The organism is Paraburkholderia graminis, from assembly GCF_003330785.1.
Classification (GTDB): Bacteria; Pseudomonadota; Gammaproteobacteria; order Burkholderiales; family Burkholderiaceae; genus Paraburkholderia; species Paraburkholderia graminis.
Map to the genome: position 1 here is coordinate 2,293,301 of NZ_CP024935.1, position 17,755 is coordinate 2,311,055.

Here is a 17,755-nt window from a genome sequence, read left to right on the forward strand (position 1 = left end):
CCCCGCGCATGGGCGCCCCGCGCATGGGCGATTCGATGCAGGCACGCGCCGCCTCGGGTGCGAGAGTTACAGCTTGATCGACGTCGGATCGGCCGTCAGATAGCCGACCGTCGCGCCGAAGCGGTCCTTATAGTTGGCGCGCACGAGCGGATCGAGCGTCGCTTTGACCTTGTCGTGCAGCGGACTTTCCCAATCGCCGACGTGCTGGAAGTTGCTCATCACGTAGGTCCAGCCGTTGATTTCATCGACCGCGTGCAGGCCTGTCGATTCCGCGCCGGCCGGACATGACAGCACGCGCGAGAGCGTCTTCGTGTCGACGTTGTACGCCCACAGGAAGTTGTTCACGTGCATGCCGCTGTCCTCGCCGATGAACAGCGTGCGCAGCTTCTCCGAAAATTTGAGGTTGTCCGGGTTTGCGATGCGCTCGGGATTCGCGGTGTTGCCGAGCGCGTCCGCCGTGGAGAGATCCTCGCCGACGAGTGCGGCGGGCGCCGCCATGTCGACCGGCACCCATTCGCTATTGATCGCGCCGCCGCTGCGATCGAGCTGGCCGCCCTTCATGTTCAGCGCGTAGACCGCGCCGGCGCTGATGGTTTTGTCGACCGCGACATCCGTCGATGCCGCATTGCCGCGCACCATCGACTTCTCGATACGCGACATCGCCGAATACAGCACCTTGTCCTTGATATTGACGGTCGTCCCTTCGAGCTTCGTGAAGCCCATGCTCGCGCCGGCAAGCGCCGCGTAGCGATGCGTCTCCAGGAAAGTCGCGGCCTTGTTCATGCCCGGCTTCACGCGAATCCAGTTGAACGTGCCGTTGAAATTGATCTTCGTGTACGACGCGTCGGCGGGATCGGCGGTCTTGACGTCCATGATGTCGGCCGCGGTCAGCGTGTTCGCGAGTGCCTCAATTTCGGCGCTCGTCGCGTGGCCGAGGTTGATCCACGACAGCGTCGCCGCGCCCGCCCCGCTCGACGACACCTGCGTCCATTTGGCGACGTACAGCGTGCCCGCCGACAGGTCCGCTTCGCGGTCCGCGATGAACATGAAGAGGCCGCCGTTGGTGGCGTCGTCGCCCATCAGCACGGTGCGCTTGTCCGGCATCACCTGAACCAGTTCGTGCGAGATGCGGCCGAGGCAGTAATGTTTCTTGATGCTGCCGGTGCCGTCGGGATTCACGGTCACTTCAGGCAGATGGCCGTAGTGATACGGATTCGCCGCGGTGTCGCTGCCGTACAGGTTGCGGCTAAAGCCCTTGAACTGGCTATTGGAAGAGATCGTCGCCGCGTCCGGCTCGTACTCTTCGCTCGACAAATGCGTATTCCACGGCGACAGGCTTGCGCCGCACGTGATCCACAAGCCATGCACCTTCGACGTATCCACGTTGTGATAGCCGACCAGCGTGAGCTTGCCGGTCGCCTGGTCCTGGTCGAGCGTGAGCACGGCAATCGGCGACGGCAACTGGCCGTACATCGACACGAGACTCTGATCGCGCGTGGCGTATTCGAATTGGACGACAGCGAACACCGCCTTGCCCTTGATGCCCTTGACCGTGGGATTGTCGAGGCGAATCAGCGAGCTGCCGTCCGGGCAATCGGAATAGAACTGGCGCTCCTTGCCGGCCACGGATTGATCGACGATCGGCTGATTGTTGATGTCGACGTAGCCGCCCGCGAGAATCGTCCCGCCCTGAATGTTCGGCACCATGTCGCCGGTGATGAAAAACGGCTGATACGACAGCTTGAACGCGCGGCTGCTGCCGTCGCTCAACTGCACCGTCAGCGTGGAGGCGACCGTGGTCTTTGCCATCGCCGCGGGGTCGGCCAGCGTCGGCGCGGCCATCGAACCGAAAGCCGCCGACACGAAGCTGGCAACCGGTTTGACTGTCGTCGCGAGATCGTTGCTGCTGCCTCCGCAGGCGCTCAACATGGACGCGGTGGCGAGGCCGCCTAACGGCAGCATCGGTACACCGGCAAACAGTTTCAGGGCCTTGCGGCGGGAGAGATCGAACGGCTCTGCCATGTTGTCGTAATCCTGGTTGTGGTGGCGTGGGTTGACTCACAGCCGGCACGACCCGGATCGAAACCATGGTTCACGCTCGCGCCGCTATGACGCGAGGATTCTATGAAGCGAATGTGAAAGTATATTGACAGCCGTTGGTAATACTTGCGGCGCCTACCCTGCGCTGCTCATTCCTTGCCCTGCGCTGCTCATTCCTTTGCGAGCGGGATTTTCAGCCAGGACGGCGGAATTCGTTTTCGACCCACGCCGAAGCGCTCGCCTTGCTCAGCTTGAAATTCGGCGCGACCTGCACTTGCGCGAGCTGCTCGCCGAAGGTGTCGAGCGCGGTCAGCAGCGCGTACGGCTCGTCTTCGTCGGGCACGATGTCGAGCGTGATGTCGAGCTCGTCGTTGCCGTCCGCGCTCGGCACACGTACGGCCTTGTGAAGCTGCGCGCGCAACTGCTGCTCATGACGGCGCAATACTTCCGACGCGGTTTTGACGAGCGTGTTGAATGCGCCGGTGTCGAGCGGCTTTGGGTCTTTCTTGTTGCGGCCCATCGTCCACGGGCCGACGAGCGCGGGTTCCGCTTCGCCGTCCTTGATCATTGCGACGGCCCAGCCTTCGTCGTCTTCGTTCTTGATGACGCGCGCGGTCCAGCCGTCGTCGCGCCAAAGACGGTCTTCGTGGACCACGTCCAGCTCGCCTTCGAGTTGCGCGGCGTCCGGTGCGGACGAGCCTTCCGTCGTGGAAAGAGCAGGATCGGACGATGGAAGGTTGGGGTCGGTCATTGCAGGTTCACTCACTTTCGCTGGACTAGTACACATGTCGAGCCTGCAATTCTACCTGCCTTGAGCGCGCGGAACGCCGCACTATGACGAACGGACAAGTCGAAGCGGGCATCTGGCGATGTGCGCGGCCGCTTGCAAAGCCTCTATAAAAGCCGCTCAAAAACGCAGCGACGTATCAGCTTGTAACGGAAGTGACGGCGCGAATGCGTGCTGGGTATACTCGGGCGTCCGCTTCTTGCTCGCGATTGAAATCGTGCTTGCAGCACGATTGTCAAACCGACGAAGAGCGGCTTTGTCGCGAAGCGTGCATTGCGTTGGCCGCTGCATTAGCAAGCGCATTGATTGGTGCACGGCGCACGTCATGCTTCGCCCGCCCCCAAGTTCCCGCGCCCGACCACGGACGCCGACGACATCGACATGAAACGAATCTTTCTGCTCGCTTCCACCACCGCTGTCATTGCGACACTCGCGGCTTGCGGCTCGTCCAGCGGACCTTCCGCGCGCGACCCGTCGCAGCCCATGATCTATGTGTCCTCGCAGCGCGCGCCCGCGTACGTCGCGAGTTGCCTGGAAAGCCGTTTGTCGCGAGTGCGTCTGTCGCGCGTCGGCACCGCGACCGAAATCGCAGTCGGCTCCGACTCGAACAATTCGTACTTCGTCACGCTGACGCCGTCGAACGCCGGCTCCGTCATCAAGGTGATGCATCCGGCCAATGCGCCCGACGATCCGCCGGAACCGGAAATGCGCTTTAACATTGCGCGATGCGCGACGTGAGGTTTGTGCGAGGCATGCTCGTTCTCATGTGATGCGCGCATGACTCGCGCTTCACGCGCCATGCCGGGAGATGAACTTTTAGTTCGGCGTCCCGGCTATTTTTTTGGGCGGGCATCTGCGAACATAGCCGCCCCTTCTTCTTCACGCGGCGCGGCGCGCCACTCATTCCGATGGCATCCAGCAACGCACATCATGCAACCGGTTTCGCGGCCGGCGCCATTGCCGCGGCGCTCGTCATGCACACGGGCGGCGGCCACGACGGCCTGTTTTATCTCGGCGTACTGATGAGCTTTATCGCGGGCGTCGCGGGAAGCACGGCGCCCGACTGGCTCGAAGTCGCCTGGTGGTCGCGCAAACGCAAGCTGTGGATCACGCACCGTACGTTGACGCACTGGGGCATCGGCTGGATCGCATCGCTCGCGGTTTCATACTTCCAGCTCGGGCACTCCATCTATGCGGCCGCAGCCTTCGGCTTCGCATGCGGCGGACTGATGCATCTGCTCGCCGACTGGCCGAACCCGCTCGGCGTACCGTGGATCGCCGGACGGCATTCGTTGAACCTATGGAATAGCGGACATTGCGATCTGATCGTGGTCGCCGCTTCATGGGCCGCGGCCTGGTTTATCGGTCGGCATGTGGGGCTGCCCGGCATGCGCGAACTCGACGTGCTGAAGCATTTGCGGTTCTAGCGGCGGGCTTCATGCCGAACGCGCATCGAAGCGCCGCTCGGCTCACGCGTCCCCCCACGCTGTTTAACGCATCGCTGCAGCATAGTTGGCCGGCGTAACACCGAGCAGGCGCACGAAAGCCCGCGTCATGTGACTCTGATCGGCGAAGCCGGCCGCAGCCGCCGCGTCGGCAAGCGATACGCCGCGCGCTATCAATTGCCGCGCCAGCACCACGCGCCGTTGCATCCGGTACGCGTGCGGCGGCAAGCCCGTTTCGTGCGCGAAAGCTCGCAGTAACTGAAAGCGGCTAATGCCCGCTTCATCGGCGAGATCGGCGAGTGTGAGCGGCGCGGCGGGGTCGTCGTCGATGCGTGCTTTCGCGTGCGCGATAGTCGCAACCGAACTCGTGCCCAACATACGCGCATGACCGGTTGCCCGACACGTTGCATGCGCGGACAGCAAATGCGCGACCAACTCGACCAGCGCCTGTTCACACGCGAGATCGTCACGCGCGGAAGGCTGCACGGCCATCGCAAACAATCGTTCGAACAAATGCTTGAGTAGCGGATCGTGCGCGACCGGCTGCGTGAGCTCGACCTCGCGGGCTTCGGTCGCGTTCAGTTCGGCTGCGGCGCTGACGAGCATCGACGGCTCGAAATACAGCATGTGCCACGCGCGGCCGCGCTCGTCGAGCGGACTGCCGTCGTGCACTTCGCCGGGGTTGACCATGATCGCGTCGTTCATGCGCGCTTCGACGGGACCGCGGCCGCTCGCCGACTTATGTCCACCGCTGACGATCACGCCCACGCCGAACCGGTCATGCGAATGTCGCGGAAACGCGCGCGCGGTTTCGGCGACGGTCGCCTCGACGCCGGCAATCGCGCAACGGGGCATGTGGACGCGGCCACGCGTCCCGTCGCGCGCGGGCATCAGCGCCGCCCTTCGTCGCCGCGCTCGCCTTCGCGCACCTTGCCTTGCGAGACGCTGCTGCCGGGCGGCACGCTATGCGTGAGCCACACATTGCCGCCGATCACCGAGCCGCGCCCGATCGTCACGCGTCCGAGAATGGTCGCGCCGGCGTAGATCACGACGTGGTCCTCGACGATAGGATGCCGCGCATTGCCTTTGATGAGCGTGCCGTCGACATCGGCGGCAAAGCTCTTCGCACCGAGCGTCACCGCCTGGTACACGCGCACGTGCTCGCCGATGATCGCCGTTTCGCCGATCACGACGCCCGTGCCGTGGTCGATGAAAAAACTCGGGCCGATCGTCGCGCCTGGGTGAATGTCGATGCCGGTCGCGGAGTGCGCGATCTCGTTGATGAAGCGCGCGAGCAACGGCACGCCGAGACGATGCAGCGCATGCGCGAGACGATGATGCGTCATCGCCCATACGCCCGGATAGCAAAGCAGAATTTCGGTGATGTGCTGCGCGGCCGGGTCGCCGGTGAACGCGGCCTGAATGTCGCTGACAAGCAGCGCGCGAATGCCCGGCAACTGCGTGCCGAACTGGCGAGCCACTTCGAAGGCGCGCTCGCGCAACTCGGCCTCCGGCGTTTGCGCGTGTTCCGGCAGAAATCGCAGCGCACGGCGAATCTGTTCGGCGAGCAAACGCAAGGTGCTTTCTAACGTATGGCCGACGTAGTAGTCGACGGTTTCGTCAGTCAGATCGGGCGCGCCATAGTGCGTGGGAAACAGCGCGGCACGCAAGCCGGCGACGATGCCGACCACCGCTTCGCGTGACGGCAACTCGCGAATGCCGAGCGGATGCCGCGTGCGATGCAGTTCTTCACGCGACGCGCGCAAGTCCGCGACGATCTGTTCGAGGCCCCAGTTCTGGGAAGGCACATTAGGCATAAACGGACAGCGCCGTGCGGCGAGCACGGTATGGAGTGATTGTCCCGAGAGATTACCGCGTTTTGCGCGGGCTCGCGCAGCATTGCGCGAAGCGCGAATGCAAGTCCAGGCGCAACTGCCCGCTCAGATGGTCACGCTGCTCGCGTCGATCCAGCGCACGGCCCAATCGCGCGCATGGGCGATGGCCGTCGCTTCGTCGGGGAAGCAAAGGTCGGTTGGAAAAAAACGGTTGGCGACGAGCTCGCCGTCGCTCGAGCGCGAGATGACCACGTAAGGCTGCCACTTGCCATCGCCGGCGCGCGCCGGTGCGCAATTTAACAAATAGCCGCGATGTGTGAATGCAGCATCAAAGTGCATATGTCACCCGCCCTGACGGCCCCGTAGAATGTTTTAAGTAAGCCCGCGTTCATCGCGCCGCGTTTGCAAACAGCGGCAGCAATTCCACGCCGGAGTATGATCATACTCTGTAGAAAATGCGCGTTCATTAAAAAAAACGAAAGACGCGCGAACGCAATCGCCCTGCAAAAGGAACGGACCTTGCTCTCGGGGACCACACTTCCTGAAAGGAGAATGCATATGAACAGCACTATCGACAATTCCGCAGACGCGCCCAAAGCAACCGTCAAAAGCCACTCATGCAGCGCGGAACTGTATAACGACCGCACGCACGACAGCACCGTGGACACCGACGGCAAGAACCACGAAGCCGCGCGCATTGCGGGTCAAAGCCCCATTGCCGTCGACGAAATCACGACCAGCAACGCGACGCTCGTCAACAGCGTGGCGGAAGCGCTCGACGGCATGGCGGGATTCGACAGCCGGGTCGGCGGCAATCATCTGCTGCTTGCGCTCGAGCCTGGCTATACCGTCGTCGACAAAGGCATGGTCGAGCCGCAGGGAATCCATTCCGCAGAGGATCTCTTCGACTATTCGCGTGCGGGCGAGAATCGCGGTGAACGCGGCCGCATCCATTATGCCCTTAATCATTTGCGGCCTACGCGCGTGATCGAAATACATCGAGTTAGATAATCATGTGGTTTGGGCGCGTGTTTGAATCACGGCGATGAAGCCGAGCGGTCCGGAGATAACAGCGCGCACGCCGTTTAAATAGCAATGCGCGTTTTTTATCGGATGTCTTCGATTACGAACCGGTGGTTGCGAGACCTGCTCGCCGCCGGGCGTTTTTCTGCCATGCGGCCCGGTGCACAATCGGCGCACATCAACTCGACGGAGCGGTAAATGAAAAAGATCCTCGTGATCGGCGCCACCGGCACACTCGGCCAGGCAGTGAGCGCGGAGCTGAAGGCTCGGCATGAAGTCATCGAAGTGGGCGCGACGCGCGGCCAGTATCAGGTGGACAGCACGGACCCTGCGAGCGTCGAGCGGCTCTTTCGCGAGATCGGCAAGGTGGATGGCGTGGTCACGGCCATCGGCAAAGTGCATTTCGGACCGCTGCCGCAAATGACGAGCGAGCAGTTCTGGGTCGGCCTGCGCGACAAGCTGATGGGACAGATCAACGTCGTGCTCGCAGGGCAGAACTATGTGAACGACGGCGGCTCGTTCACGCTGACGAGCGGCATTCTCGCCGACGAGCCGATCCGCGAAGGCGCGAATGCGACGACCGTCAATCTCGCGCTGGAAGGTTTCGTGCGAGGCGCGGCGATCGAACTGCCGCGCGGCATCCGCATCAACGTTGTGAGCCCGACAGTGCTGAGCGAATCGATGGAAAGCTATGCGCCGTACTTCCGCGGCTTCGAGCCGGTCACCGCGCAACGCGCCGCGCAAGGGTATCTGCGCAGCGTGGAAGGCGCGCAGACAGGGCGCGTTTATCGCGTCGGTGAGTAAGCCTCGCGCTTGAGACCGCTTTAGAACGTTTGAGTCTGCATGCGAGCCGCGCGCGATGCGCGGCTCCGCTCAATGCTTCTGCTCCTTCACGCGCGAGACGATCTGCGTCGGGCTCACGAACTGCAGCGCGATCAACACCCAGATCAGCGTGATCGCCATGTAGATCATCGCCATCGCGTCGATGGATTGCGGCGCGCGCACGCCCGTTGAAAACACCGCGTAGTACAACGCGACCACGAGCGTTTGCGTCGCGGGTCCGGCAGTGAAAAACGTCAGCTCGAACATGCCGATGGTCCGCACCAGCACGAGCAGCGCGGCGGCGAGCATGCCGGGCACGAGCAGCGGCAGCAGCACGTAGCGGAAATAGCGGAATGTGTTGGCGCCGAAGATGCGCGCCGCCGCTTCCAGATTCGGATCGATCTGTTCGATGAATGGCGTCATCACGAGGATCACGAACGGCAGCGCGGGCACGAGGTTCGCGAGTATCACGCCGCTCAGCGTGCCGGCGAGGCCGACCTTGTACATCACGGTCGCCATCGGAATGCCATAGGTGACGGGCGGCACCATCAGCGGCAACAGGAATATCAGCATCGCGAGGCGCTTGCCGGGAAACTGCACGCGCGCAAGCGCATAGGCCGCGGGCACGCCGAGCAGCACTGACAACAGCACGACCGCGCCGACTACTTCGACCGTCACCCACAGCACGCTCGCCAGTTGAAAATCGCTCCACGCCTGCGCATACCAATGCAGCGTGAAGCCTTGCGGCAGCAAGGTGCCGAACCAGCGCGTCGCGATCGAGTTGACCGCCACCGTCGCGATCAGCAGCACGACGTTGACGAGGAAGAACACCATCGCGCCCCACACGATCACACGCCACACGCGGCCCGGCACGCTCGCGCGCTGCTTCGCGCGCTTGTGGGGTTCGCGGGCGTCGTCGCCCTGCTGCGTGGATGCGGACGTGGACGTCGACCACGAGCCCGGCGCGCCGCGATGTTCGCTCGTCATCAGCCTTTGCCTCCTGTTGCCGGGCCGCTATACGACAGGCGGCGCGCGCCGAGCATCGCGACGACCACGAGCAGTTGCACGAAGCCCATCACCATCGCAATCGCCGACGCAAGCGAATAGTCGTAGCTTTCGAACGCGGCTTCGGCGGCGGCAATCGACATCACGCGCGTCGGCCCCGCTGGCGCACCCAGCAGCACCGCCGACGGAAACACCGAAAACGCCTGCACGAACGAAAGACACGCGGCCATCGTCAAGCCCGGTATCAGGAGCGGCAAATAGATGCGGCGGAACTGCTCCCACGGACTCGCGCCGAGCGTGGCCGCGGCGCTCGCGAGCGTCGGATCGATGCCGGTCACATACGAGAGCGTCAACAGAAACGCGAACGGAAAGCCGGACACGATCAGCGAAATCAGCACGCCCCAGAAGTTATGCGTGAGCCGCACTTCGCGCGTATAGAGATGCAGGCCCTGCAGCGCCTGCGGAAACCAGCCGTTGGGTCCGAAGTAGGTGAGCATGCCGTCGGCGATCAGCACGGTGCCGAGCGTGACCGGAATCACCAGCAACGTCGTCACGAACTTCTGATAACGCGAATGCCGACGCAATGCGAACGCGACCGGCACCGACACGCCGACGTTGATCAGCGTCGCCGGCACCGCGAGTTTCAGCGTGACGATGATGGTCGGCCACATCGACGTGTCGGTGAAGAACGTCAGATAGTTGGCCCATGCACTGCCGCCGTTCATCGGCCGGAACGACAACGCAAGGCCGTACGCGAACGGATAGATGAACAACGCGACGATGACGAGCAGCGCAGGCGTAACAAGCCATGCCTTGCCGTCGCGCTGTCTTGCGCGAGCGGTGGGCGCGGTCGGCGGAACGGGCGCGGGATACGTCGGCGTATTCATGGTTGTGCCGCCTCGGCGTCGTAGACGAGCGTGCGCGACGGCGGCACGCGCAGGCTGATGCGCTCGCCCTCTTCGAATTCGCCGGCCACGCGCGCCCATAATTCGCCGAACGCGGTCTTCACGCGCAGCAGCGAACTGTTGCCGCCGTATTCAACGACAGTCACCAACGCGTCGAACGCGTTGTCTGCGCCAGGCGCCGCGCGCTCCATGTCTTCCGGACGCAGCGCGACGCTCACTCGCTTGCTGTTGAACCCGGCCATCGGCGTGCCGATCAGACGCACGCCGTCTGCGCTCACCAGAACGCCTTCGCCTTGCGTGCCTTCGAGCGTGAATTCGGCGACATTGCGATAGCCCATGAAACGCGCGACATGCAGATTCCGCGGACGCGTGTACACCTCTTTCGGCGTCGCGACCTGCTGCACGACGCCCTCTCTCATCACGACGATGCGATCAGCCATTGAAAGCGCTTCGTCCTGATCGTGCGTGACGTACAGCGTCGCGCGTTCGAGCTGACTGTGAATGCGCCGGATCTCCGCGCGCATTTCGATGCGCAGCTTCGTGTCGAGATTCGAAAGCGGTTCGTCCATCAGAATCAGCGGCGGCTCGATCACGATGGCGCGTGCAATCGCCACGCGCTGTTGCTGACCGCCGGAAAGCTGTCCCGGCAACTTGCGTTCGTGGCCGACGAGCTGCACGAGTTGCAGCGCCTCACGCGCGCGCCGCATGATTTCGCTTTTGCCGACGCCGCGCATCTTCAGACCGAAGCCGACGTTGTCGAGCACGCTCATGTGCGGAAACAGCGCGTAGTTCTGAAACACCATGCCGAAGCCGCGTTTTTCCGGCGGCAATACGTCGATACGTTTGTCGTCGAGCCAGATGCCACCGCCGCTCAACGGCTGCAAGCCGGCGATGCAGTTGAGCGCCGTCGACTTGCCGCAGCCCGACGGTCCCAGCAACGCGATGAACTCGCCGCGCCGGATGTCCAGATCGAGCCCTTGCAGCGCCGCGATCGACTGGCCTTCCGCATTCGTGAAACTGCGGCTCACCGAATCGAGCCGCAACTGTTCAAAGTAATGCTTCATGGCGGTTCCCTGATGCGCGCGACCTGTCACGGGTCGCGCGCGAATCGCACTGGCATGAGTGGAAGCGCGGGCTGTCCGCCGTGGCTATTTGGTTTTTTGCGCACCCACTTCCGTGTCCCACTTCTTGAAGGCCGCGACCATCGCCGCTGCATTGAGCGGCAACGCGTGCGGACGTTCCGCGAGCAGCTTGGCGTACTCGGGCCGACCGTACTTCTTCAGGACTTCCTGGCTATGCGCGGGCGCTTGTGCTTCGGTAACGCCCTTGATTGCCGGTCCCGGATAGAAGTAACCGTCGTCGTAAGTCAACGCCTGCTGCGCGGGCTCGAGCATGAAGTTCATCAGCTTGTAGAGAACTTCGAGCTTTTCCTTCGGCACGCCCTTTGGAATCACCATGAAGTGCGCGTCGTTCACCCACGTCATGTTGTCGAACGCCTGCACGCGAAATTCGGCCGGCACGATGCCGAGCGCGCGCGGGTTGATGTCCCAGCCCGTCACCGTCACCGTCATGTCGCGCGTGCCCTCGCCGAGTTCTTTCATGACCGCCGACGTGCCGCCTGGATAGTACGGAATGCACTCGTTCAATTGTTTGAGGAAAGCCCAGGTCTTGTCCCAGCCGTTGATCGGGTCCTGCGGATTTTTATCGCCGAGCACATAGGGCAAGCCCATCAGAAACGTGCGGCCGGGTCCCGAGTTCGCGGGCCGTGCGTAGATAAGTTTGTCCGGGTGAGCCTTGCACCATTGCAGCAGTTGCTCGGGCGTTTTCGGCGGATCGCTGACTTTGGCCGGGTTGTATTCGAGTAGCGGTCCGGCCGGCATATACGCGACTTCGAGGCCGAAGCCTTGCGCGAGCTCCTGCATCTTGCGCGGGCCGGGCGCGTACTTGTCGAGCACGCCGGGGAACTGCGCGGCGTTATCGGGCAGCAGCTTCGTCCACAGGTTCTGTTCGATGCCGGCCGCGAGCGCGTCGGTGCCGGTCAGCACGAGGTCGATGTCCGAGCGGCCGGCCCCCTGCATCGCCTTGATCTTGCCCGGCAACTGCGGCGCGGGCGCGTTCGTGTAGGTGATATTGGCGACGAGGTTCGGGTACTTCGCCTTGAATGCCTCGAAGCCCTTTTGCGTGAGTTGAAGATCGCCGGCGACGTCGACGATATTAAGCGTGACAGGATCGGCCGCAAACGCGGCGGACCCGAATGCGGCGCTCGCCGCGAAACATACCGACACCAGCCTGAGCGCCAACCTGTGTGAAACAGTCATTGCGTCTCCTCGCTTCTTGGTATGAGGTCCGCCGGTCGAGTGCCCCGAGCGTCTCTTTCAACCCTTGCAACATAGCGAAGCGGAACAGCCGATGTCAAGCAAATGTGCTTGCTGGCGCGTAGCACGGGATTTCGCTGTCTAAGGCCCGAAGGCCTTTGCCGTCAATGATTTGGCGAAGTTGTATAGGAGGGCAAACCCCGAGCCGCTGGTTTGTGGATGGAGGCAGCGGGCGTTTGTCAGGCAACTAGCCCTCCTGAGCAAACCGTGCGCGCGGCGTTGTGATTGTCATCAGCCGCCGCGCGCGCCTTGCGTGTTCACATACAGCGAGTAAAGCCCGTGGCTCGCCGCCATGAAAAGCCGGTTGCGATGACGCCCGCCGAAGCACACGTTCGCGCAACGCTCCGGCAATGCAATGTGGCCGATCGGCTCGCCTTGCGGCGTGAAGATGCGCACGCCGTCGAGTTCGTCGGTGCCCATGCCCCAACCGCACCACAGGTTCCCGTGGATGTCGACGCGAAAACCATCCGGCGTGCCTGGGCCTGCATCGATCAGCACGCGATTGTTCGAGAGCGCCGCGCCCTTGCCGCCGGCATCGGCATCGACGTCGAACGCACGGATCTTGCGCGGCTCGCCGCGCGATTCGACGATGTAGAGCAACGACTCGTCCGGCGAAAACGCGAGGCCGTTGGGTCCGAGTATGTCGTCGGCGACCACGCTCACTTCGCCCGACTGGCCGTCGATGCGGTACACGCAAGCCGGCAGTTCCGACTCCTGCTTCTCGCCTTCGTAGAAGCCGTCTATGCCGAAGGTCGGATCGCTAAACCAGATCGAGCCGTCCGATTTGACGACCACGTCGTTCGGCGAATTGAAACGCTTGCCGCGATAACGATCCGCCAGCACGGTGATCGAGCCGTCGTATTCGGTGCGCGTGACGCGGCGCGTCAGATGCTCGCAGCTCACGAGCCGGCCTTGGCGGTCGCGCGTATGGCCGTTCGCATTATTCGACGACTGGCGGAACGTGCTGACCGCGCCGCTCGTTTCGTCCCAGCGCAAGATGCGGTCGTTGGGGATGTCGCTCCACAGCAGATAGCGGCCATCGCCGAACCAGACCGGTCCCTCGGACCAGCGCGCGCTCTGATACAGGCACTCGACCGACGCCGACGCCAGGATCAGCGACTTGAAGCGCGGATCGAACACGCGCACGGAAGGATCGGGATAGCGTCGGCTGTTGTCGGTCATGCTGTCTCTACGTGGATGGATTGAGCGTGGATTGAGCGGTCACGGCGCGCGCTCGTATTCTCTTTCGAGCGCGAGCAGCGTGCGCGCGGCATCGGCGATCTTCGCATGATGTTCGGGTGGTGTCGAACTGAGCAGCGGCAGCAGCGGCCCCATGTCGGCGATCTGCGCGAACGTGACCGCGTCATGCAGCACGCGGATCAGCGAGATGTCGTCGCGCAAGGTTTCGAGCGGAAGGAACGCGTCGTACAGGCGCTGCGCGGTGTCATGGTCGCCGCGCTTCGCCGCGTGCAACAACGCGGTCACCATGCGCGGCGCAATGCAGCCGGAGCCCGTCGTCCATGCGGCGAGGCCGAACTCGCGCAGATGCACGAGCGCCGGGCGCTCGCCCATGCCCGATACGATCTTGCTCGCCGGCACATGTTGGAGCAGCCGGCGCAGGTACGGATCGTCAGCGGGATTCTTGCGGACGATCGCATACTTGACCGCCAGCAATGTGTCACGCTCGACAAGCCGCGCGAGCGTCTCGACTTCCACATAGTCTTCGCTCTTGATGTACAGCGTGAGCGGAATGCCGGCTGCATCGACGATGCGCGTCAGCCCCGCTTCGACGCCCTCCGACGTCGTGAAGCCCGCGAGCGGCAGCACCATCGCCGTGCGGTAGCGGGTCTGCGCGAGAATCCGCGCCTGATCAAGCATTTTTCCGTAGTCCGGGCCGATTGCCGGAATGACGCGCGTGTCGTCGCTCGTGCTCTCGGACAGCATATCCAGCAAGTCGCGATATTCGCTCACGGCGACGTGATACAGATTGGCGTTGCCGCCATAGAGCAGCGTGCGCACGCCGCCCGCCTCGATGTGGCGGATCAGCGCGGCGTTCTGAGCGGCGTCGAGTGCATGGTCCGCGCGGCGCGCCAAAGGCGGCACAGCCATGACCGACGCAGCGAGTTCGCTGTCTTCGAATGGGGATTCGTTCATGAGACGGGACGGGAGTCGAGTGGAGTGGAGTGGAATGGAAACAGGCTCCCAAGGTAGCATCGGCTGCGAGAAGTTGTCAAACAACTTTGCGAGCAGCAGCGCGGGCGCGAAGGGTTCGCGTTCGCGGCGAAATGCCCAAACGCAACGCATCGCCTTTTATATGACAATGCATGCGAGGACCGTGAATAGCGTGAGGAAGCGAAACTGCATCGCAAATCGGTGATTGCAGTAATAGCCGCGATTTGGCAAATGAGGTCGTTTTGCCCGTTTGATTGGCAGTCGTCGCAGCGCGGGGATGAGGCCGCGAACCGGCGGCTCAGCGCTAAACCGTTGCTGCGTGCGGCTCGCGGCGGCATAGGGGCTAGAGGACGCATAACCTGCAATCCGCGACGAGCGGATTTACTGCGGGCAGCAATTATGCAGAGGTAAAGCCCGGATTAATGCCGGCAGTCTCGTGCGGGGCTCTTTCTGTGCAACAGGCTTTTAGTGATAGATTGCGATTAAAGCAGCCGTAAATAAAAACCTGCGCAAATGACCTACCGGATATTTGCGAGTCTGAGAGAGTCGAAATTGTCGCTACATTTTATCGAGCAGATGGCGCCGCTACTGGACGCCGCCGACGAGGCGGCGTGGTTCGGCGCCGTCGCGGATCTCGCCGAGACGTGGGGATTCGACCGGCTTCTGATTGCCATGCTGCCGCGCCCGACCATTCGGCTGGAAGACGCGTATGTGCGCAGCACCTATGCGCCCGCGTGGCGCCGCACTTACGACGAGCAGGGTCTCGTGCACATCGACCCGACCGTCGCGCATTGTGCGACGCGCTCCACGCCGCTTGTCTGGTCGCCGGAAATCTTCATCACGGCGCCGCAGCAGTCCATGTACGAGGAAGCTCGCGCGCACGGTTTGCGCGCCGGCGTGACATTGCCGATTCACGGCCCGAATCAGGAAGCCGGCATGATGTGCTTCGTGAACGACGCAAATCCGACCGACACCTTCTGGCGTCATATCGACGTCGTGCTGCCCAACCTTGTGCTACTGCGCGACCTGGTGATCGACACCAGCCAGCGCCATCTGCATACGCACACGCAGACGCTGTTGCCGAAGCTGACGCCGCGCGAACGCGAGTGTCTTCAATGGACCGCGCGCGGCAAATCCACGTGGGAAATTTCGCATATCCTGAACTGCTCGGAAGCCGTGGTGAACTTCCACATGAAAAACATCAGGACGAAACTCGGCGTGAATTCGCGGCGCGCGGCAGCCGTGATTGCGACACAACTCGGGCTTATTGACCCGGGTTAAGCAAGGCCGCGGCGTCGCGGCTGTGCAGCACGCGCTCGGCGCGGCCGAGGTCCGCATCCGAGACGGTCTTGGTGAAATACAGGCCCAGCAGGATCGAGACCGGTGCCGGGATTTCCGCGCCGGATTCAAAGCGGCTGCCGCGCGACTGGGTGACGCCGAAACGCGCCCAGAAACGGCGCTGGCTCTCTTTTTTCTTTTTGCGGTAAGCAATGATCAAGACCCGGTCCACCGCCGTGGAAGGCTCCGCCGAACGCGTTTGGAGGCCGGTTTGCGGTTGCCAGTGATTGTCGAGAAGTTCCATTTTCGTGTCCCGTCGGTTGAGTGCTGTTGCTATCTCAAATTCTGCGTTATCCGATAAGCATGCACACCTATCCAGGTAGATAGGTGGCGGAACGATTCAGAATGCATAAGTTTTCCTGCGTATTGGTTTTCCCCAACACGTTCAGGAGAACGTCATGCAAACAGCAATCCGGATTGGAATGCGTCAAGAGTTCGACAACGAGGACATCAACGAGATGTACCGCCTGCGGGCGCGGGTGTTTCACGGCCGGCTGGGGTGGGATATTCCGACCATAGCGGGCATGGAGATCGACGGCTACGATGCGCTGGGACCGCATTACATGCTGATTCAGGGCGACGACCGGCGCGTGCGCGGCTGCTGGCGCCTCATGCCGACCGAGGGGCCGAACATGCTGAAAGACACCTTCCCGCAACTGCTGCACGGCGCGGCGGCGCCGGTTGGGCGGCACATCTGGGAACTGAGCCGCTTCGCGATCGACACGAGCGGCGAGGAGAAGTCGTTCGGTTTCGCCGATGTGACGATGCAGGCGATCCACGAGTTGGTCACGTTCGCGGACCGCATGGGCATCACGCGCTATGTGACGGTGACCACGACGCCAATTGAACGGCTGTTGCGCAAGACCGGCATTGAAATCAGCCGGCTCGGTTCACCGCTGCAGATCGGCGTGGAACGCGCGGTAGCGTTGGATATTGCCGTGAGTCCGAAAACGCGCACGGCTCTGTTCGGGCCGATGGCCGCGGCCGCTTAGCTCCTCCACCGCTTCGCTGCTCCGCCGCCTGGCTGCCGGCCGCCGGCCATCGCAACTGTCCACGCGCTGCTAACCCTGCTCGATCCGCGCGCGGCGGATCACGCGAAGCTCCCTACGAACCAAACATCCGTTCGAGCGCATTTTCCAGGTGCGCTCGCATCGCCTGCCCTGCCGCCTGCGGGTCTTTACGGCGGATCGCGTCGAGCACCGCTCTGTGCTCAGCCTGCACAAGGCGCTGCCGCTCCACGGTTTTCACGAGCGAGAGATTGCGCGACAGGTTCATGCTGAAAACAATCTGTTCCTCGATGAACGACATCACCGTGATGAAAAACGGGTTGCGCGACGCGCGCGCCACCGCGAGGTGGAACAGGAAGTCGTCGTGTGCGCCGATGCCGCGCGTCTCGATGATGCGTTCCAGTTGCTGCCACGCTTCTTCGATCGCGGCGATGTCGTCGGCGTCGGCTTTGAGTGCCGCGTGCTCCGCCGCGCCCGTCTCCGTGACGATGCGAAATTCATAGCAACGGCGGATGTCGGACAGTGTTTCGAGCGGCGCAAAACGCCGCACGTCGGGATCGGGCCGTCGCGCGACCGTCGTGCCCGAACCGTGGCGCGTCACGATGATGCCGTCCGCCCGCAGCCGCGCCAGCGCCTCGCGCACCGTGGGCCGCGAGGTCGAAAAACGCTCGGCCAGCGCGTGCTCGGTGGGCAGCCGCTGACCTTCCTTGTACTCGCCTTCGAGAATGCGATTCAGGATGTCGCCGTAGATCTTGTCGGGCAAGCCCGTCGTTTTGCGCTCGTTCATCGGCCGGGCGGATGCAGCTTGTCAGAGTAGGCTCCAATTGTAAGGCAAACCCTGGCGGCATTCGCCGCGTTTCGCGCTCTTGCAATCGAGTCAAAGGCCGCCGCGCCTGATCGCAAACGCGGGCCGGCCCGCGCGGCTCCACGTCAAAATTTGTGAACCGGTTGATTTACATCCTGTCCGAACGCAAGTCGGTGGATCATGATCGAAGTTTCGC

At 62.9% G+C, this 17,755-nt stretch carries 19 protein-coding genes; 6 read left to right on the forward strand and 13 right to left on the reverse strand.

All coding sequences use genetic code 11. From position 1 onward, the window contains the following. Window positions 1-66: 66 nt before the first annotated feature. Both CUJ91_RS28405 and CUJ91_RS28410 read right to left on the reverse strand, forming a co-directional pair. Window positions 67-2,022, reverse strand: a complete 1,956-nt coding sequence (locus tag CUJ91_RS28405; protein WP_114157704.1) for a PhoX family protein — start codon at window positions 2,020-2,022, stop codon at window positions 67-69. Between the two features lie 211 nt (window positions 2,023-2,233). Further along, window positions 2,234-2,791, reverse strand: a complete 558-nt coding sequence (locus CUJ91_RS28410; protein ID WP_029966850.1) for an SH3 domain-containing protein — start codon at window positions 2,789-2,791, stop codon at window positions 2,234-2,236. A gap of 342 nt (window positions 2,792-3,133) precedes the next feature. Between CUJ91_RS28410 and CUJ91_RS28415 the strand changes: the two genes are divergently transcribed. Next, complete coding sequence (locus CUJ91_RS28415) at window positions 3,134-3,565, forward strand: sugar ABC transporter ATPase (protein WP_374710168.1); 432 nt, start codon at window positions 3,134-3,136, stop codon at window positions 3,563-3,565. Window positions 3,566-3,735: 170 nt separating this feature from the next. Beyond that, window positions 3,736-4,254, forward strand: coding sequence for a metal-dependent hydrolase (locus tag CUJ91_RS28420; protein WP_107706918.1), 519 nt, complete (start codon window positions 3,736-3,738; stop codon window positions 4,252-4,254). Window positions 4,255-4,317: 63 nt separating this feature from the next. Here the strand turns inward: CUJ91_RS28420 and CUJ91_RS28425 are convergent, their stop codons facing one another. The 3 genes from CUJ91_RS28425 to CUJ91_RS28435 form a co-directional block, all read right to left on the reverse strand. Further along, complete coding sequence (locus CUJ91_RS28425) at window positions 4,318-5,163, reverse strand: AraC family transcriptional regulator (RefSeq protein ID WP_107706919.1); 846 nt, start codon at window positions 5,161-5,163, stop codon at window positions 4,318-4,320. Further along, the gene (gene epsC, locus CUJ91_RS28430; protein WP_006049638.1) at window positions 5,163-6,089 is read right to left on the reverse strand and encodes a serine O-acetyltransferase EpsC; all 927 of its coding nucleotides are present in this window, start codon (window positions 6,087-6,089) and stop codon (window positions 5,163-5,165) included. Before epsC ends, CUJ91_RS28425 begins: the two co-directional genes overlap by 1 nt. A 123-nt stretch (window positions 6,090-6,212) precedes the next feature. After that, window positions 6,213-6,446 carry a hypothetical protein gene (locus tag CUJ91_RS28435; protein ID WP_006049639.1) on the reverse strand — a complete coding sequence of 78 codons (234 nt, stop codon included), beginning with the start codon at window positions 6,444-6,446 and terminating at the stop codon, window positions 6,213-6,215. A 219-nt stretch (window positions 6,447-6,665) separates the two neighbouring features. On the opposite strand from CUJ91_RS28435, the gene CUJ91_RS28440 reads away from it, so the two are divergent. Together CUJ91_RS28440 and CUJ91_RS28445 are read left to right on the forward strand one after the other, a co-directional pair. Then, entirely contained in the window at window positions 6,666-7,118 is a 453-nt protein-coding gene (locus CUJ91_RS28440) for a DUF3005 domain-containing protein (RefSeq protein WP_107706920.1), read from the forward strand. Between the two features lie 210 nt (window positions 7,119-7,328). Then, complete coding sequence (locus CUJ91_RS28445) at window positions 7,329-7,934, forward strand: short chain dehydrogenase (RefSeq protein WP_114157705.1); 606 nt, start codon at window positions 7,329-7,331, stop codon at window positions 7,932-7,934. Between the two features lie 69 nt (window positions 7,935-8,003). On the opposite strand, the gene CUJ91_RS28450 is transcribed toward CUJ91_RS28445, so the two are convergent. The 6 genes from CUJ91_RS28450 to CUJ91_RS28475 form a co-directional block, all read right to left on the reverse strand. Then, window positions 8,004-8,939: an ABC transporter permease gene (locus CUJ91_RS28450; RefSeq protein WP_053859962.1), complete on the reverse strand. Its 936-nt coding sequence runs from the start codon at window positions 8,937-8,939 to the stop codon at window positions 8,004-8,006. Continuing rightward, window positions 8,939-9,844, reverse strand: a complete 906-nt coding sequence (locus CUJ91_RS28455) for an ABC transporter permease (protein WP_006049643.1) — start codon at window positions 9,842-9,844, stop codon at window positions 8,939-8,941. The genes CUJ91_RS28450 and CUJ91_RS28455 overlap by 1 nt, the downstream gene beginning before the upstream one ends. After that, the gene (locus CUJ91_RS28460; RefSeq protein WP_114157706.1) at window positions 9,841-10,926 is read right to left on the reverse strand and encodes an ABC transporter ATP-binding protein; all 1,086 of its coding nucleotides are present in this window, start codon (window positions 10,924-10,926) and stop codon (window positions 9,841-9,843) included. Before CUJ91_RS28460 ends, CUJ91_RS28455 begins: the two co-directional genes overlap by 4 nt. A gap of 84 nt (window positions 10,927-11,010) precedes the next feature. Next, on the reverse strand, window positions 11,011-12,180 hold the full coding sequence (locus tag CUJ91_RS28465; RefSeq protein WP_107706924.1) for an extracellular solute-binding protein: 1,170 nt from the start codon (window positions 12,178-12,180) through the stop codon (window positions 11,011-11,013). Between the two features lie 288 nt (window positions 12,181-12,468). Then, window positions 12,469-13,419 (reverse strand): SMP-30/gluconolactonase/LRE family protein, encoded by a 951-nt coding sequence (locus CUJ91_RS28470; protein ID WP_114157707.1) that lies wholly within the window; start codon window positions 13,417-13,419, stop codon window positions 12,469-12,471. A gap of 39 nt (window positions 13,420-13,458) precedes the next feature. After that, window positions 13,459-14,391, reverse strand: coding sequence for a dihydrodipicolinate synthase family protein (locus CUJ91_RS28475; protein WP_114157708.1), 933 nt, complete (start codon window positions 14,389-14,391; stop codon window positions 13,459-13,461). A 594-nt stretch (window positions 14,392-14,985) separates the two neighbouring features. Here CUJ91_RS28475 and CUJ91_RS28480 point away from each other — a divergent pair. Next, entirely contained in the window at window positions 14,986-15,690 is a 705-nt protein-coding gene (locus CUJ91_RS28480; protein ID WP_029966858.1) for a helix-turn-helix transcriptional regulator, read from the forward strand. On the opposite strand, the gene CUJ91_RS28485 is transcribed toward CUJ91_RS28480, so the two are convergent. Continuing rightward, window positions 15,674-15,991, reverse strand: coding sequence for a helix-turn-helix domain-containing protein (locus CUJ91_RS28485; protein WP_006049650.1), 318 nt, complete (start codon window positions 15,989-15,991; stop codon window positions 15,674-15,676). The two genes, CUJ91_RS28480 and CUJ91_RS28485, sit on opposite strands and share 17 nt — an antisense overlap. Before the next feature lie 154 nt (window positions 15,992-16,145). On the opposite strand from CUJ91_RS28485, the gene CUJ91_RS28490 reads away from it, so the two are divergent. Then, entirely contained in the window at window positions 16,146-16,739 is a 594-nt protein-coding gene (locus CUJ91_RS28490; protein ID WP_029966860.1) for an acyl-homoserine-lactone synthase, read from the forward strand. Window positions 16,740-16,851: 112 nt separating this feature from the next. Here the strand turns inward: CUJ91_RS28490 and CUJ91_RS28495 are convergent, their stop codons facing one another. Beyond that, window positions 16,852-17,541: a FadR/GntR family transcriptional regulator gene (locus CUJ91_RS28495; protein ID WP_006049652.1), complete on the reverse strand. Its 690-nt coding sequence runs from the start codon at window positions 17,539-17,541 to the stop codon at window positions 16,852-16,854. Between the last annotated feature and the right edge of the window lie 214 nt (window positions 17,542-17,755).